The sequence below is a fragment of the Secundilactobacillus collinoides DSM 20515 = JCM 1123 genome (genome assembly GCF_001435975.1).
In the GTDB taxonomy this organism is placed as follows: Bacteria; Bacillota; Bacilli; order Lactobacillales; family Lactobacillaceae; genus Secundilactobacillus; species Secundilactobacillus collinoides.
The window spans coordinates 1-16,762 of sequence record NZ_AYYR01000044.1; the positions used below are offsets into that span (position 1 = coordinate 1).

Sequence of the window (16,762 nt, forward strand, 5' to 3'; positions counted from 1 at the left end):
ATAAGGTCAAATGCGTTTCAAAACTCTCCACCAATACCAGTTGACAAAGAGCCAAACCAATCGGCTTGAGCCTCAAAAATGATGTTATCAATGTTGCGATTGTCTGACTGAGTTTGTTGAGCATACTATAAGTCGGTGGTGTCCACAGAAACCCGGTAGTTATAGCTGCATAGTTCACTGCTGTTGACCACCAAGCTTATAAGCCTGAAATAAGCGATTCCGTAACCGAACATCATGCGCATACAAATAAAGTCCCTTAACACCACGTTTCATAATGACGTTGATTGCGTTTAGCATCAACGTCATTTTTGCTTCGTGAATGTCCTTTTCTGCTTGCATATCAGGCCGTTTTTTAAAGGCCTCTGGGTCCGTAATTTTAGTGGTATCAATCATAATATGTTCACCATCTGGAGCGAGGTGTACGGGGGGACCAAGTATTATGCCGGTGTAGTTTAAATCAAAGCCCTGACAAGTGTAGATAGACCCAACTTCGTTAATGGATTCGGGAAGCTCCGCCCATGGCGTGGCGGTATAGTTGTATTGATCCCATGGGAGACTAAAGTTGCCCTCAACGATGTAGTGATTACCGCCGTCTAATATGGAAGGGTAACCCGTAGTGGATAGAATCCGCGAAAGGCCAACTTCATTATTTCTCGCCACAATCTGTTGATGCATCTTTTCAGCATCATTGAAGACCCGAAAATCGTAATGATTTGAAAATGAAGGCGTAATTGAATCAAGTCGACCTGAAGTTGTCAGGGTGTTTATCCAATCAATGAGCGCATTGTCCGCATGCATTCGAAACTGCGCATGCAAAGTGACCCACTGTTGGGAATAAGGGGCTAATACTTGTTTTAATCGCGTTTCTGTCCAGTACGTTTTGAGACGCAATACTTGATGCGCGTCAAAAACGATAATTAACACTCGGCACAGTTTCAATAAGTCTACTAATTGATTATCACCGTAAAAATTATTGTAATGATCAGGCTGCGAGAGCAAAAGATGCGCTTCATCAATGATTCCCACATCAAATCCGGTACCATTTTTACGGCACTGATTAATGAGGGTTGTGGGTCGCTGAAAATTCTTTTTATACTCATTCGGCAGACGCCCCGCAATGTTACGATAGACCTTTAATAACTCCGGGTGATTGACGATGAAATAGTTCGTGCTGCCGGATAGTCGGCCTTCTGGAGATTTCGCTGCGGATTGAAGATCATAGTAAAGCTGACTCAAAACGACACTTTTACCGGTCCCAGCTTCGCCAGAGATGACAAAAACACTGGGGCGCTTGTCCAAAAAATGATTTTGCACAAAGGTTTCAGCCTCTGAGACGAGCATCTGTTGTTCAGCGGTGAGCTGTTTTAACGGTGCTAATTTTTCATTTGCTTGATTGGCCAATTGCAACCCTCCTTTTCATTGAATATCACTAGTGTACCGCAATACAATTAATTGACAAATATTGTCTACAATTGTAACCTATAGACGTAGAGTTTACATATGTAGACAGCAAATGACACAAGGAGGCCTGAATCATGAAAATGAGTGGTGAACAACATGAGACGATGCACGATATGGCAGACATGGCGCGGATGAATCATGATAAGATGTCCATGCCTGGTGGGGCGCACATGATGATGGATACCGCCAGTCTGCGGCGAAAATTTTGGATCTCATTAATTTTGACGATACCTATCGTGCTTTTTTCACCAATGATGGGCATGACGCTTCCGTTTCAAATGACTTTTTCTGGCTCTGATTGGCTGGTTGCATTGATTGGCAGTTTCATTTTCGTTTACGGTGGGCAGCCATTCTTTTCTGGCGCGCGTGAGGAACTGAAGACGCATCAACCGGCCATGATGACGCTGATTACGATGGGGATATCTGTGGCGTATGTTTATAGTATCTATGCGGTTATTGCAAACGATGTCTTTGTCGTTACACCAACTGTAACTGACTTTTTCTGGGAACTTGCGACATTGATCGACATCATGCTGTTGGGGCATTGGATCGAAATGGGCGCCGTGATGAATGCGGGGTCTGCTGTTGATAAGTTAGCCAAATTGCTGCCCGACACCGCACACCTTGTTGTTGAAGACGGGACAGTGCAAGACGTGAAGGTGGGAAATTTGCAATTAGGCCAACATGTTCAAATTAGAGCTGGTGAAAAGATTCCAGCTGATGGGACTGTTCTTGAAGGCGCCACAAGCGTCGATGAGGCGATGGTTACTGGAGAGGCTAAAGCGGTGGCTAAACAACCAACCGACACGCTGATTGGGGGCACCATTAACGGAACTGGTACCGTTACTATCGTAATCACTGGTACGGGCGATACCGGATATCTGTCCAAAGTGATGACACTGGTGCAATCGGCGCAGGATAACAAATCACAAACTGAGACAATGGCAGACAAAGTGGCTGGTTATCTCTTTTATGCCGCACTCATCGTCGGCGTTGGGTCGTTTGTAATCTGGTTGATGACAAATAGTTTAGCGGCGGCACTGTCCATCGCTGTGACGGTCTTTGTGATTGCCTGTCCGCATGCACTGGGGTTGGCGATTCCCCTAGTCGTCGCACGTGTGACTTCGTTAGCCGCGACTAATGGGTTACTGATTGCAAACCGGTCTGCGCTGGAACAGATCAATCGTGTCAGATTTGTGTTGATGGACAAGACCGGGACACTGACGGCTGGAAAATTTAGTGTAAATGCTGTTCAATCGTTTACGGATCAGTTTAGCGAAAACGATATTCTAGGAACGATGGCAGCCCTTGAGGGACAGTCGACGCACCCGCTCGCAACCGGCATTATTAGTGCAGCAAAGGCAGCTTCTCTGCAAGTGGCGACTGCTGCAAATGTGCGGCAACAGACTGGTATTGGCTTGATGGGGGACTTAGACGGTCACCACTATCAGATTGTTTCACCCACCTATGTGGCCAAACATAATCTGACAGTGCCGTCAGGTCATTCTGGCAAGCGTGGCGATACGCTGAGTTACCTTGTTGGAAATGAGCAGGTGCTTGGACTGGTTGCACAGGGTGATCAGATTAAGTCGGAAGCACCAGCCATGATTCAGCAGCTTAAACATGACGGCCTGACACCCGTCATGCTGACTGGGGATAATCGTCAGGCAGCACAGGCTGTGGCCGCGGCGCTAGGTATCGATGATGTTCAGGCAGAATTGATGCCGGAGGACAAGGATCGGCTTGTGACCGGGTATCAAAAACACGGCGGGGTCTTATTTGTCGGTGATGGTGTCAATGACGCCCCAAGTCTTGCTCGGGCGGATATCGGCGTGGCAATCGGCTCCGGAACAGACGTGGCCATTGACTCAGCTGATGTGGTTCTAGTCAACTCGAATCCTTACGATATTGTGAAACTGATTGTTCTCGCTAAAACCATGACTCGTAAGATGACGCAAAACATTTGGTGGGGTGCCGGGTATAACATTGTTGCAATTCCGTTGGCAGCTGGTATTTTAGCGCCAATCGGGTTTATTCTGTCACCAATGGTCGGTGCGGTATTGATGTCTTTGAGCACAGTAATTGTTGCGTTAAATGCTTTGACAATCAGACGGGTATAATTACAAAAACGCGTTTCAGCTGGTTGGAAACCCAACCGCTGAAACGTGTTTTTAGATTGCGTCAAATAATTGCAGGTACTTTGTGTTGAAGCGTTGGTGAGAATGCGCATCTGGTACAGACCCAAACCAGCAAACACCAAATGACTAGCTTTGCTGTCCTCGCTTGATTATCAGAAAAAGGTCGCAACAACGCACATACTAAGCGTCTTGTTCGGCACCCTGATAACTTGCTTCATGATAGTTGTTCAATGGGCGCTGGAAGTAGGCGAACGGCTTGAAGCGCTCATCTCGTTTCCATACTGCGAAGTCTTCACTGGAATCCCAAACGGTTAAAATGATATTGTTGGACCGATTCAGTGCCTCTTTCATAAAGTAGATGGCGTGCAAGCCTTCAGGCATTTCGTCAGTAGTGACAAAGTGGTTGGCTTTTGAGTTAAAGACTTTTTGATCATCTGGCGACAAGTTGTCAAAATACATGAAATTAACAAACCTGCCCCAATCAGTTGTTCCCCGATGAAGTTTAATGTCATAATGGACGGGTGAGGTAAACACTGATTCTTGACCAGAAACGTCTAACAAAGCCAGCTGGTCACCAGCTGTATTGGCTTCCAGTAGCAGCATTGGCCGGTCTGGGTTCTTAGCACGAACCTTTTCTAGAACGTCTTTGCTGCCAAAAGTGATACTGAGTTGAGTAATCATAGTCATTCCTCCTTTACTTCATCACATTCATTATACAAGTGATGTGCACTAAATGAAAACGTAAACAACTTATTTATTCTTATTTGAAAGGAAGTTTTTAACTTATGAAACTGACAGTGATTGGGTATTACGGGGGTTACCCGGCTAATGGCGTCGGTACTAGTAGTTATTTAATCGAGGCGGAAAAGTATAAATTACTGCTTGATTGCGGCAGTGGGGCACTTTTGAGTTTACAAGAGCTGCTTGATCCGCTGACACTTGACGGTGTGATCATTTCACATTACCATCACGACCATCTGGCCGATCTCGGGGTGCTGCAGTACTACTGGCAACTGCATGAGGAACGGCCGAATCAAGACGTTTTGCCGATTTATGGGCCAACAGCGGACCCGTTGAATTTTGGCAGCCTGACCTGGCCGCATGCCAGCGTTGGTCGCGGATATACTGCGGATGATACTTTGACGATCGGACCGCTCACGATTTCATTTTTGGAGACCCACCACCCAGTGCCTGCATACGCAATGCGAATCACCGAAACAGCCACGGGTGAGGTCCTTGTTTTCACGGCCGACACGGCATATTTTCCCGAATTAGCACCCTTTGCGCACGACGCTGATCTGTTATTGACGGACACGAATTTCTACGATGACAAGACTGGTAAAAAATGGCATTTAACGGCTGGCGAATCGGGGCAGGTCGCCCATGACGCCAACGCTAAAAAACTCGTACTGACTCACCTGCCACAATGGGGCGACCTTGATCAGCTTGTTGCCCAGGCACAAGCTGCGGCCGGTTCAGGCGTGCAGGTCAGTCACGCCCAGCTTCGGCAAACCTATTCTGTGAAGTAATTGTGACGAAAAACCGAGATTAGTTTGACCTTTTAGTGAACATGGTTTTAAAAGCCGTCAGTCTTCGTTATACTGTGGGTAGAGGTAATCACAGACGACACCGACAAGTTTGGAGGCTAGTGCTATGACGGTTACATTATTTACTTCACCTAGTTGTACTTCCTGCCGAAAAGCCAAAAGATGGCTGCAGGACAATGACATTCCCTTTACTGAACAGAATATTTTTGTGCAGGCGCCTAGTGTTCGCCAACTCAAGTGGATCCTGAGCTTGACCGAAAATGGAACTGAAGAAATCATTTCGAAGCGGTCGAAGGACTACAAAAAATTGAACCTTGATATCGATAAGATGTCAGTGAGCAGTCTCATTCAATTAATTACGGAATACCCAGGGTTGTTGCGTCGACCAATTCTTTTTGATGAGAAGAGATTGCAGGTCGGCTACAACGACGACGAAATTCGACGATTCTTGCCGCGTCACGTAAGAACGGTGGAATTGGAACGGGCCAAAAAACGTGCTAATTTACTGTGACGTCTTCCTTGACGTGGGGCCAATCGCTTGATATACTTGCACTTACTATGGGGATTTTATAAAATCATGTGAAATAACACTCAGGTACTTTACAAACGCGTAAAATCCTTTAAAATTGTAATTAGCAAGATAAGGTACCGGCAGAAAGAGGTGTTGGGTCATGGAAATGGAAAGAATTAACGAAAATACAATTCGTGTTTTGATCGGTAATGACGATTTAACCCAACGGGGAATTACCGTCCTTGATCTGCTTGGTAACCACAAGCAAATAGAAAACTTCTTCTATAGCATTTTGGAAGAGGTCGATGTTGATCATCAATTTCAAGAAACTGATGCCGTAACTTTTCAAGTATTACCAAATCGAAACGGCCTTGAATTGTTTATCAGCAAGAGTAACGCTTCTGATGACCAAGCGGATCCAGACCAAACCGATGACGATGATGATACACCCCAGATTCAATCAATCAAACAAGAAGAGGTGCCTGATTTTCTTAAACGGCAACTCATGCAGACGGATGATGACCAGGGCGTAGCGGATGATGATCAGACTGACAATGGGTCAACTGATCAGACAACTGGCAAGCCAGGTGGCTCACCGCTGCACACGGTTGTACTCAAACTGCACGCGTTTGACGACTTGATTGCCATCGCAAATGTTTTGAATTTGACCGATGTTAAGTCAAGCCTGTATCACTACCAAGACAGCTATTATCTTGAATTTGCTTTTCGGATCAACGAACAATCACCGGAAAGTATTAAGGATGAATTGGCTGTTGCTTATGAATATGCTGAGCAAACCACGATCACTGCGGATGTATTAGATGAACATGCAAAAAAAATCATGGATCAGACAGCGTTAGAGCTCACACGGCGGTATTTTAACAATTAATATCGCGTGTTAATAAGCAGCTGAAACACCACGTCTTCTTTAGCGGAAGATGTGGTGTTTTTTTATGTTCTTTGTCAGCCAGCGTTGTTTTTTGTATTTGTATGTGGTGAGTGCGACTTTCTGGTCAAAAAAGGACCATTCCGGTTTTTCTGAGCGTAGTTACTGAGCAAAGGGGAGGATGAAAAAATGCTTACGGCTCTGGATCACCAACATCAGCTCATACTAGCGACCGATGCATCGCGGGCAACTCATTATTATTGTCCGGGGTGTCGGCACGCAGTCACCCTTCGCAAAGGCCAACGGGTCGTGGCGCATTTCGCCCATCAACCAGGCAATCGATGCAACGTGACCACTGAATCAGAAAGTCAGCAGCATTTAACCGGGAAGTGGCAATTGGCCCGCTTTTTTAAGCATGATGAGGTGCGGTTGGAACCCTATTTATCAGACATTCAACAACGGCCTGACCTGTTATTAATACAGCCCGGCAAACGCGTTGCGATTGAATTTCAGTGTTCACCGCTATCACCATCTAAATTGGCAGCCAGAAACGCCGGTTACCAAAAATTAAATGTCACGCCGGTCTGGGTATTGGGTGATTACTATTTTCAGCACATGAAGTCGCAGTCTCAAGTTGCGTTATTTGCCAATTGGTCCCGAAAATGGGGTTGGTACCTCTTATTTTGGCATACTCAAACGGCCAGAATGGAACTCTGGAGCCAGCTTAAAATAGACCTATTGGGCCGGATCGGGTATCAGCGTTATCAATTGACAGCCGCTGGTGAAAGCCGGTTTATCGAATCCCGGGCGCTTTGTTTTGATGTTTGGCAAATTAAGCAGCTTCGACAGCAAATTACCTACGGGCTTCGTTTTCGAACACATAAATATATGAAATGGCAAAACTTTTGTTACATGCACAATTGCCTATTACAAACGATTCCCAATTGTTGTTTTGAACACGCAATCGTGCCACCGCTGTTTGGAGACTCAATTGCTATTTTACGATATTGCCTGCTGATCTTAATTTCGGACTTGGGACAGCAAAGTGTGTTTTCCTTACAGGACGTCTGGGAGATGGTTGCTGAATTAGGCCAGTTGGTGCCGGTGGGGCAATTTGCAAACTGCAATCAGCGAGTGGTTCGCAATCAGCTGCAGCTGGTTTTAGAGGCGTGGCTCCAAACACTCACGGTGGCCGGTTATCTGCAGCCGCTCACCCATGACACCTGGCAGGTGACGCGACAATTTATCACTGATCCCTGATGGTTTCCATACCGTCTGCGGCTTGTTTTATGCTAAAGTAGGCTTAACACCTGAATTTAAGGAGGAATTATTTTGGCAGATGTAAAACAATTACCGACACGCGATGAAGTCGATCCCGAATTAACCTGGGATCTGACACCTATATACCAAACAACAGCTGACTTTGAGAGTGATTTTAAGGCTGTGCAGGATGCCATTCCTGAGCTTGAACAATTACGCGGCACACTAGCCGGTGGTGCCGACAACTTGTTACATGCAATTACCGCCATATTAGCCGTTATTCGACGAGCCGAGAAGGTCTATGTGTACGCATCTTTAAAACATGATGAAGATACAGGCAATGCCGAAAATCAAGCGTTGAGCGGGCGAACTCAGACACTCTTTACTACGCTGGAAAGTGCCATCGCTTGGTTTGACCCGGAATTATTGGCCCTCGATCCTGATAAATTAACAGCAATGATTACAGAAAATCCCGAGCTTGCAAATTACAAGCACTACATTGACACGATTACTGATCAACGCGAACATGTGCTGGCACCCAGCGAAGAAAAACTGTTAGCTCAAGCTGGTGATGCACTGGGAGCGGCCAGCAATACCTTTGGTGTGTTAAACGATGCTGACCTGGAATTTCCTGTCGTTGAAGATAATGACGGACAGGCAGTTCAATTGTCCCAAGGCGTTTATGATCAGTTGATTCAATCCACCAAACCAGAGGTGCGTCAAATGGCCTTTAAACAGCTCTATGCGGTTTACCATCAATTTCGCCATACGTTGGCTTCAACACTGGCGGGCAACGTTAAAACGCATAATTTTAACGCTCAGGTGCGCCATTATTCAGATGCGCGGCAGGCTGCGTTGAGCGGCAACCACATTCCTGTCAGTGTTTACGATGCCCTGGTTAAGGCGGTAAATGCACATTTGCCGTTGCTGCACCGTTACGTTGCCCTGCGAAAGAAGATTTTGGGACTGTCTGAATTGCACATGTATGACCTATATACACCAATCACTGGTGAACCAAAACTGTCGTACACTTACGCGCAGGCACGCGATGAGGCGGTGAAGGCATTATCGGTTATGGGACCGGATTATTTGGGCAACGTGAAGACAGCGTTTAGTTCGCGGTGGATCGACGTTGTTGAAAATCAGGGCAAGCGCTCCGGCGGCTACTCTTCAGGTATGTACGACACCGCGCCTTACATCTTGTTGAACTGGCAGGACAATCTCGAGAGCCTGTACACGCTGGTCCACGAGATGGGACACACCATGCACAGTTACTACAGCAGTCATAACCAGCCATACCAGTACGGCGACTATTCGATTTTTGTTGCTGAAATTGCTTCTACGACCAACGAAACGCTGCTCACGGATTATCTGTTAAAAACATACGATGATCCGCAAGTACAGGCGTTTGTGCTGAATCACTATCTGGATGGGTTTAAGGGAACCGTGTTCCGCCAGACACAGTTTGCTGAGTTTGAACAGTTCATTCACGAAGAGGACGCTGCCGGTCATCCACTGACAGCGGATCATTTGAGTGACCACTACCTCAAACTGAACCAACGTTACTATGGTGAGGCGGTTATTTCGGATCCTGAAATTGCGGATGAGTGGTCGCGAATCCCGCACTTCTATTACAACTACTACGTTTATCAGTACGCGACCGGGTTTGCAGCTGCTAACACCTTGGCTGACCGAATTTTGAGCGGTGACACGAGCAAACGTGACGCCTATTTGACTTATCTGAAGTCAGGGAGTTCCGATTATCCAATCGAAGTCATGAAAAAGGCCGGCGTTGACATGTCCCAAACGGCTTATCTGGACCAGGCATTTGATCAATTTGAAAAGCGGCTGGATCAATTTGAAGCCTTGATTAATACACTTAATAAATAATGCTCATATCAATAAACGTCATCATCTCCAGAGCGGTTTTTGTCCTCTGAAACGATGGTGACGTTTTATTGCGGTCTGCGTGATGCCCAGATTACAGGATTGCAGTTGATTTGGGCACAGTCATTGACAAAAAAGCACCAGACAAACGGTTGCATTATTGCAATCGCTTGTCTGGTGCTTTGGGTACTTAGACGACGTTTATAAAATATGAAAAGTCGGGTGGTCTTCTTGTTTTTGCTTCGCTAGGGCTTGATTTGCCAGCAAACCTTGGTTTTCGCAGACTTCAAATAACGTCTGATCCGTCACATCGTTTAACATGAGGCCATAGTCTGAAACATCAGCGTTATACAAGATTGCTGTTGACGGGGCATCGACTTTCATTTCTGAAGCCAGCCGCTGATCAGCTTGGAAAGCGCGCTTTGCAATATCTGAGCGCCGGTCTTCACCGAACATATCCACGTCCAGGTGCGTATCATCCGCTAAGCTCATCACCAAGTCATCGCAGTAACGCTCATCGTCATTAATCAAAGCATCCTGCAGTGCCATCAAAAATTGACGACCCCGTTTCTTACCCTGAAAAAGGGCAGCCTTATAGTCCAGAATGGCTTGATAGTGCAGTTGAAAGACCCGGTTTCTCAGGCTCAAATTGTGGCCGTCTTCCTGGTCACATTTCAATTGCTGGTCAATCATTTGCGGCGTGAGCAGCGGGATAAATTGGTAAGAAATGTGGTCGAATATTTCGTCAGCCAGCTTGAGAATACACTGTTCAGACTTCATACATCGACTCCCTAGTGGGTTTATAAATAAGTACACTTCTAACACATTAATTTCCTCCATGTTTGGTCGTGGCCTGACACGACCATCGATTCAAAATAATGATAAAGCATTTTGACGGAATTGCAAGTAATGGGCTTTATTTTAAACATTTCAAAAAATAATGAATCGCCTGTGCTTGCTTTCATGTCTATAATGATGCAATAAAATCATTGATTCGTAAAGTGATTTGAATTAAAGTTTAAGGCGACGTTATTGATTTTAGGTTTGACACATCTATGCTAAAATATAAACTATGTTTGTTTACTATTAAACAAGCGAGTAGTTGAAACTATCGAGGTGACCGTGTTGATTGAAAATTGGGATCATTTTCTACTACCTTATACGCAGGCAGTGGATGAACTAAAGATAAAATTAAGGGGTATTCGCAAACAATTTCAGAATCAAAATCAACGACCTCCGATTGAATTTGTGACTGGCCGGGTCAAACCCGTTGCCAGCATTCAGGAAAAAATGACACGGCGGCATGTAACTGAAGAACGTTTGGAACAGGACATGCAAGACATTGCCGGCCTGCGGATTATGTGTCAGTTTGTTGAGGATATTTATCAGGTTGTGGGTCTGTTGCGGAAACGCTCAGATCTGACCATTCTTGAGGAACGTGATTATATCCATAACGAAAAGCCGAGCGGGTACAGGTCGTACCACATTGTTATTGAATATCCCGTTCAGATGGTGACTGGGGAGAAAAAAATTTTAGCGGAAATTCAAGTTAGAACATTGGCGATGAATTTCTGGGCCACTATCGAACATTCATTGAATTATAAATATCAGGGCGCCTTCCCTGAAGAATTGAGCGCGCGGTTACAGCGCGCAGCGGAAGCCGCATTTAAACTCGATACTGAAATGTCCGAAATTCGTGAAGAGATTCAAGAGGCGCAACACTTGTTTTCATATGGCAAGCGCCCGGATCAGGGGGACAACGAAACGTCATCTCAGCAAACGGATCGTGAAAAGGATGATAACTCTTGAAAATAGCAATTTTTAGTAATGAAGGGCCTGCTTCAAAAAAGGTGGCGGATGCGTTACGGGCTAAGACCAATGCCGAAAAACTGACCATTGATGACGCTCACCCGGATATCGTTATCACAGTTGGCGGCGATGGCACACTGCTGATGGCGTTTCACCACTATCAGGATCAGCTGGCCAATATTCGGTTTGTCGGTATTCATACTGGTCATCTTGGCTTTTATACCGATTGGCGCGACTATGAAGTGGACCAGCTAATTGATAGTCTGGCAAATGATAATGGACAATCTGTCACTTATCCGCTTTTGGATATTGGCGTTGAGTACCAAAACGGCTCGTATGAAAAGTTGCTAGCACTGAATGAGTCAACGCTAAAACGGGCAATGGGTACCATGCAGGCCAATGTTTATATTAAGGATAAACTGTTTGAACTTTTTCGTGGCGATGGCCTGTGCGTGTCAACGCCAACTGGGTCCACTGCCTACAATAAATCAGCTGGCGGTGCTGTTTTAAGCTCGGAACTGGAAGCCATTCAAATGTCAGAGATTGCTTCCATTAACAACCGCGTGTTCCGGACGCTGGGCTCACCATTAATTATTTCGCCGAGCGAATGGGTGCGCGTTGAACCTGTTGAAAAGGGTGAAATGCTGCTGACCTGCGATACGGAGTTGGTCAGCAATCAAGAAGTAAAAGCCATTACGTACCGTATTTCCAAACAGAAGATCGCGTTTGCACAATACCGGCATACCCAGTTTTGGCAACGCGTCTCAGAATCGTTTATCGGGGTCAAACCGAATGACTGAATTTTCCTGGCAATATACGAAAACGACGCCAATTCACGTGCGGACTTTTATGCGCCAAAACGGTATCAGCCGTACGTTGTTAAAACAGATCAAGTTTCAGGGCGGCCAGATCATGGTTAACAGCGAAGCACGCCGCGTGAACACCATGATGGCCGCTGGTGATGTACTGACGGTCGTCTTACCGCCTGAAATCGGCAGTGACCGGATCGTTGCATCGGCCACACCGCTCGATATCTTGTACGAAGACGCGCACTTCTTGGTGGTCAACAAGCCAGCAAAAGTGGCCTCGGTGCCGTCCCATCTGTATCCGGATGATGCGCTGGTTAACCGGGTCAAAGGCTATCTTGTGCGCACACATGCACCTAATCAGGTCACGCATATTGTGACGCGGTTGGATCGAGAGACCAGCGGCGTGGTTCTTTTTGCTAAGCACCATTTTGCGCACACTGTTTTGGATACTCAGCTGAAACAGCATCAAATCAAAAAAACGTATGTCTGCGTCATCAAGGGTCAGCTGCCGGAAAATCATGGCCTAGTTGATGCACCGATTGGCCGTGAACCCGGTTCGTTTATCAAGCGCGCTGTCCGTTCTGATGGTCGACCGGCTCTGACAGAATATTGGCAGATCAAGCGGATGCCACAAGCAAGCTTATTGCGCGTTCAGCTTCACACCGGCCGGACACACCAGATTCGGGTACACCTAACCAGTTTGGGACACCCGCTGTTAGGGGATTTTTTATATGGACAGCAGACGAATCCGTGGATTCACCGTCAGGCGTTGCACTGTGCTCGAGTCAGCTTCTATAATCCGTTTGTACAACAGCAGGTGACCTGTTACGCGCCCTTGCCACAGGATCTCGCAGATTTAATTACCCATGAAGCAGCATTGTGATCATGAAAATTAAATAATTGGTTATCATTAAATTGTGTCAAATGAAAAACATCTGTCTGGCAATCATGTCATTTCAGATGCTTTTTTTGTTCGACATTGTCGTTCTGGGGCTTACATGGCTGTCAATAATTACCGAAAACATGTAACTTAATAAATAGTTGAGCCATTTAACAGTTAATCGTTGCGCTTTCATTTGTGATTTTGTACACTAGTGTTGTAGTCAGTTACTTCAGTCAGCAATTTGGGAGGCCTTTTGAATGAAAGCTGTACGAATCTATGGTGAAAAGGATATTCGAGTTGAAGATGTGACAATTGATGACCCAAAGGACGATAAAGTCCAAGTTCGGGTTAAATATTGCGGGATTTGCGGCAGTGATTTGCACGCTTATCTGGAAGGATGGGGGTTGCCAACCCAACCGCATCCAATCACCGGCAAGACTGTTCCTATTACGCTTGGCCATGAATTTTCGGGTGAAGTGGTGAAGGTCGGAAAAGACGTTGACACCCTCAAAATCGGTGATAACGTTGCCATCGAACCGTTAATTGCCTGCGGCGAGTGTGAAAACTGCCGGAAGGGTGATTATAACTTCTGTAACAAAGCGGTGGCGGCCGATGGTGCCGGGAACTTCCTAGGTTTTTCACAAGACGGCGGTTTCGCCGAATTTGCCAACGTTCAGGGCGTATTTGCTCACAAGCTGCCTGAAGGTATGGATCCCGAATTAGGAGCCGTTGCTGAACCAACAGCCGTGGTTTACGAAGCGGTGAAGCGTTCCGGGTTGCGTGAAGGTCAAAACGTGGCGGTTATGGGTGCCGGGCCAATTGGGCTCCTGATGGCCTTACTCGCTAAGATCAGCGGTGCTAACCATGTGTACATTGTCGATGTTTCCGAAGTACGGTTAAACAAGGCTAAGGAACTGGGCATTGAAAATACCATCAACCCAAACGAAGCTGACGTTAACGATGTGATTCGTAAAGACCTGCCTAATGGCGTGGACATTACTTTTGAATGTGCGGGCGTTCAGGCTACCTTTAACACAGCACTCAAGGTCACTAAACGGACCGGGGTTCTTCAAGTCGTTGCATTGTTTGGCAAGGACGTTTCGATGAATATGACGGATGATGTCATCATGCAGGGTATTAATATCACAACAACTCTGTGCTACAACAACAGCTTCCCTGCAGTACTGGGAATCATCAACAACCACCCAGAGACATTCCGGAAGATCATCACTAAGGAAATTGGTCTTGATCAAGCCGTGGATGAGGGCATCAAAGCACTGGCAGAAGATAAATCGCAAGTGAAAATTTTGGTGTCACCAGATCTGTAGGCCAGAGAGTGGCGTAAGGCGTTTTGAGGCTCCTGCGTAATTCGTTTCGGTACGGCTGTCTAAAAGCACGTCGCAATGACTACAAAGATGGCTGTACCCCCAAAAAGGCTTATAAAAACAACAGTTTGTCTGGTCGTAGAAAACGGGCGACTAAAACAAAAGCGTTTGTGTTTCAAGAAAAAGGCACCTCAGACTAAAACTCATTCCGAATTTTAGTCTGAGGTGCCTTTTATCATTGGAAGCGGTTATTTGGGTTAGGTGATCCGGACGTGTTAAAAGGCTCGTTCCAGTACATTTTAGAAAGAATAAGGGACTGTTGGCCCAGCCGTTACTTCCTACAAAAAAACGTTGAAAAAGGGTTAACCTAAAACACCTAAATTTAAATGATGCTGTGCTGTAAACGCGCTCAGTTTTTTACTGTCTTTGCTGACGGGCACTGGAATCAGCTGTTGTGCAGAGGCTTTACTGATGAAGCCTGCCCAGTCGTCCTGATCCTTTGTATCAAGGTCAAACAAGACATGCTCAACGCCGCTATCTGCCAACTGCGAGAACGTCTGGAAATCTGGTGTGCTGACCGAGGCCCAAATAGCTGCCAAAGTAATGGTCATACCGCCTGCAGCAGCGATGAGGTTGGCCATGGCTTCGGCGTCGATTTCGTGGTTGGCGGTGGTGGCCGCAAAAATCACTTCATCGGCGCCAAGTTGCTGGGCTTCTAACAGGTCGGCTTCCATGATCTTCAACTCAGTATCCGTGTACGTATAATCACCCTGACGCGGTTTAATGATAAAGGTGATACTGCCATCGTGGTCGTGAACGTAAAGGGTGCTTTCAGCCATGACGCCCTTGCTGGGGGTGGTTCCGCCAGCGGTTAAGTTGTCCGCAATGATCACCCGCTGATGGTCAGTGATTATTTCCGGCAATGTTGTGTAATTTTCGATTATTGGAACTTCAATCATGATGGTGCCTCCTATTTTTATGCTAAAATGATTATAGCAAGTTTTTGGGGAGGGTGTGCGATGAAACAATCTCGGCAGCCAGTTCGAAGTTGGTTTTCAAACTGGTTCTTAAACAATAAAGCAGTGGTGTCGCTGATTATTTTACTGTTGATTCTGCTCAATTTATTTATGCTGAGTAAATTACCTTGGCTTTGGTCACCATTAAAGGGCGTTGCCACACTGCTGGGTATCCCAATAATGATTGCTGGGGTTGGGTATTACTTGTTAAACCCGCTAGTGGATCGGTTGGAAAACCAGTTTCACGTGAATCGGCTGATTACGATTGCCGTCGTTTTTATTTTAATTCTGGGACTGATTATCTGGGGTGTCGTGACGCTCATTCCCATCGTTCAGGCACAAGTGGTGAGTCTGCTGGCTAATTGGCCGCGGTACTGGTCTCACCTGGAAGATTTTTTGACGCAGTGGGTGCCGGGATTGCCTTTTGAAGCCTTACATAAACAACTCACGAATTTTAACGATGAAATTGCTAACGTGCTCAAGGGTCGCGGTTCAACGCTTGTGTCCACCTCGCTGACGTCGATCGCAGGGGTGGTGTCACGGGTCTCCACCGCATTGATTGCGGTGATCACCGCACCCTTTATCCTGTTTTATCTGCTCAAAGACGGACATCAGTTGCCAAAGTATTTAACCCATTTCGTACCGTTTCGCAAGCGTGCCTCGGTGCTGCGGGTATTAACGAACATGAATCGCCAAGTCAGCAACTATATTCGTGGTCAGCTGACCGTTGCTTTTTTTGTTGGTGCCATGTTTGCGTTCGGTTACTGGGTTATTGGGCTAAAATTTGCCTTGTTACTGGGAATCGTTTCTGGTATCTTAAATTTGATCCCATACTTAGGGTCATTTTTGGCGATGGTGCCGGCCATTACCGTTGGCGCGTTCGTTTCTCCGCTGATGCTGGTGAAAGTTCTCATCGTGTTTGTGATTGAACAGACCCTCGAAGGCCGGGTGATTTCACCGCTGGTTTTGGGCAATACGCTGGCGATTCACCCAGTGACTATCATTTTTATCCTGCTGGCTGCCGGGAAATTGTTTGGGATTGCCGGTGTCATATTGGGCATTCCGGGCTACGCGGTGATTAAAGTCATCGTTAATGAGTGGTTTGACTGGTACCGGCAACATTCTGACTTTGATGCCGGGGATCCAGACAGCTCGCCGTCAGAAAAGCAGGACGTTCATTCACAAGTGCCGCCTGGAAAATAGTCGGAGGTCTTAATGAAACCTTCATCA

At 46.3% G+C, this 16,762-nt stretch carries 15 protein-coding genes; 11 read left to right on the forward strand and 4 right to left on the reverse strand.

All coding sequences use genetic code 11. The annotated features are described in order from the left end of the window. Positions 1–174: 174 nt before the first annotated feature. Positions 175–1,401 (reverse strand): DUF2075 domain-containing protein, encoded by a 1,227-nt coding sequence (locus FC82_RS08155; protein WP_056996700.1) that lies wholly within the window; start codon positions 1,399–1,401, stop codon positions 175–177. 134 nt (positions 1,402–1,535) lie between these two features. On the opposite strand from FC82_RS08155, the gene FC82_RS08160 reads away from it, so the two are divergent. After that, entirely contained in the window at positions 1,536–3,581 is a 2,046-nt protein-coding gene (locus FC82_RS08160) for a copper-translocating P-type ATPase (protein ID WP_412778475.1), read from the forward strand. A 198-nt stretch (positions 3,582–3,779) separates the two neighbouring features. Here FC82_RS08160 and FC82_RS08165 read toward each other — a convergent pair whose 3' ends face one another. Continuing rightward, positions 3,780–4,280 (reverse strand): hypothetical protein, encoded by a 501-nt coding sequence (locus FC82_RS08165; RefSeq protein WP_054760118.1) that lies wholly within the window; start codon positions 4,278–4,280, stop codon positions 3,780–3,782. 104 nt (positions 4,281–4,384) lie between these two features. Between FC82_RS08165 and FC82_RS08170 the strand changes: the two genes are divergently transcribed. From FC82_RS08170 to pepF, 5 genes are all read left to right on the forward strand, one after another. After that, on the forward strand, positions 4,385–5,128 hold the full coding sequence (locus FC82_RS08170) for an MBL fold metallo-hydrolase (protein WP_056996701.1): 744 nt from the start codon (positions 4,385–4,387) through the stop codon (positions 5,126–5,128). Between the two features lie 124 nt (positions 5,129–5,252). Then, a complete protein-coding gene (gene spx / locus FC82_RS08175; protein ID WP_054760120.1) occupies positions 5,253–5,657 on the forward strand; it encodes a transcriptional regulator Spx in 405 nt (134 codons plus the stop codon). 160 nt (positions 5,658–5,817) lie between these two features. Then, positions 5,818–6,546 (forward strand): adaptor protein MecA, encoded by a 729-nt coding sequence (locus tag FC82_RS08180; protein ID WP_054760122.1) that lies wholly within the window; start codon positions 5,818–5,820, stop codon positions 6,544–6,546. 186 nt (positions 6,547–6,732) lie between these two features. After that, positions 6,733–7,803 carry a competence protein CoiA gene (locus tag FC82_RS08185; RefSeq protein ID WP_056996702.1) on the forward strand — a complete coding sequence of 357 codons (1,071 nt, stop codon included), beginning with the start codon at positions 6,733–6,735 and terminating at the stop codon, positions 7,801–7,803. Positions 7,804–7,875: 72 nt separating this feature from the next. Beyond that, positions 7,876–9,693, forward strand: coding sequence for an oligoendopeptidase F (gene pepF / locus FC82_RS08190; RefSeq protein ID WP_056996703.1), 1,818 nt, complete (start codon positions 7,876–7,878; stop codon positions 9,691–9,693). 198 nt (positions 9,694–9,891) lie between these two features. Here pepF and FC82_RS08195 read toward each other — a convergent pair whose 3' ends face one another. After that, entirely contained in the window at positions 9,892–10,530 is a 639-nt protein-coding gene (locus FC82_RS08195; RefSeq protein WP_153020969.1) for a DsbA family protein, read from the reverse strand. A gap of 285 nt (positions 10,531–10,815) precedes the next feature. Here FC82_RS08195 and yjbM point away from each other — a divergent pair, with 285 nt between their 5' ends. From yjbM to FC82_RS08215, 4 genes are all read left to right on the forward strand, one after another. After that, positions 10,816–11,499 (forward strand): GTP diphosphokinase, encoded by a 684-nt coding sequence (gene yjbM / locus FC82_RS08200; protein ID WP_056996705.1) that lies wholly within the window; start codon positions 10,816–10,818, stop codon positions 11,497–11,499. After that, on the forward strand, positions 11,496–12,299 hold the full coding sequence (locus FC82_RS08205; protein ID WP_056996706.1) for an NAD kinase: 804 nt from the start codon (positions 11,496–11,498) through the stop codon (positions 12,297–12,299). Before yjbM ends, FC82_RS08205 begins: the two co-directional genes overlap by 4 nt. Further along, positions 12,292–13,191 carry an RluA family pseudouridine synthase gene (locus FC82_RS08210; protein WP_056996707.1) on the forward strand — a complete coding sequence of 300 codons (900 nt, stop codon included), beginning with the start codon at positions 12,292–12,294 and terminating at the stop codon, positions 13,189–13,191. Before FC82_RS08205 ends, FC82_RS08210 begins: the two co-directional genes overlap by 8 nt. Positions 13,192–13,448: 257 nt before the next feature. Next, entirely contained in the window at positions 13,449–14,519 is a 1,071-nt protein-coding gene (locus FC82_RS08215; RefSeq protein ID WP_056996708.1) for a 2,3-butanediol dehydrogenase, read from the forward strand. A 359-nt stretch (positions 14,520–14,878) separates the two neighbouring features. Here FC82_RS08215 and FC82_RS08220 read toward each other — a convergent pair whose 3' ends face one another. After that, positions 14,879–15,475 (reverse strand): copper homeostasis protein CutC, encoded by a 597-nt coding sequence (locus FC82_RS08220; protein ID WP_056996709.1) that lies wholly within the window; start codon positions 15,473–15,475, stop codon positions 14,879–14,881. Positions 15,476–15,535: 60 nt separating this feature from the next. On the opposite strand from FC82_RS08220, the gene FC82_RS08225 reads away from it, so the two are divergent. Further along, a complete protein-coding gene (locus tag FC82_RS08225) occupies positions 15,536–16,735 on the forward strand; it encodes an AI-2E family transporter (RefSeq protein ID WP_056996710.1) in 1,200 nt (399 codons plus the stop codon). The last annotated feature ends 27 nt before the right edge of the window (positions 16,736–16,762 follow it).

Excerpts from the sequence above, each read along its gene's own strand:
- spx (WP_054760120.1), top strand. The coding sequence starts at position 5,253 with ATGACGGTTACATTATTTACTTCACCTAGTTGTACTTCCTGCCGAAAA.
- FC82_RS08180 (WP_054760122.1), top strand. The coding sequence starts at position 5,818 with ATGGAAATGGAAAGAATTAACGAAAATACAATTCGTGTTTTGATCGGT.
- FC82_RS08185 (WP_056996702.1), top strand. The coding sequence starts at position 6,733 with ATGCTTACGGCTCTGGATCACCAACATCAGCTCATACTAGCGACCGAT.
- FC82_RS08210 (WP_056996707.1), top strand. The coding sequence starts at position 12,292 with ATGACTGAATTTTCCTGGCAATATACGAAAACGACGCCAATTCACGTG.
- FC82_RS08220 (WP_056996709.1), bottom strand. The coding sequence starts at position 15,475 with ATGATTGAAGTTCCAATAATCGAAAATTACACAACATTGCCGGAAATA.
- FC82_RS08165 (WP_054760118.1), bottom strand. The coding sequence starts at position 4,280 with ATGATTACTCAACTCAGTATCACTTTTGGCAGCAAAGACGTTCTAGAA.
- FC82_RS08160 (WP_412778475.1), top strand. The coding sequence starts at position 1,536 with ATGAAAATGAGTGGTGAACAACATGAGACGATGCACGATATGGCAGAC.
- FC82_RS08170 (WP_056996701.1), top strand. The coding sequence starts at position 4,385 with ATGAAACTGACAGTGATTGGGTATTACGGGGGTTACCCGGCTAATGGC.
- FC82_RS08195 (WP_153020969.1), bottom strand. The coding sequence starts at position 10,530 with ATGGAGGAAATTAATGTGTTAGAAGTGTACTTATTTATAAACCCACTA.
- FC82_RS08215 (WP_056996708.1), top strand. The coding sequence starts at position 13,449 with ATGAAAGCTGTACGAATCTATGGTGAAAAGGATATTCGAGTTGAAGAT.
- FC82_RS08225 (WP_056996710.1), top strand. The coding sequence starts at position 15,536 with ATGAAACAATCTCGGCAGCCAGTTCGAAGTTGGTTTTCAAACTGGTTC.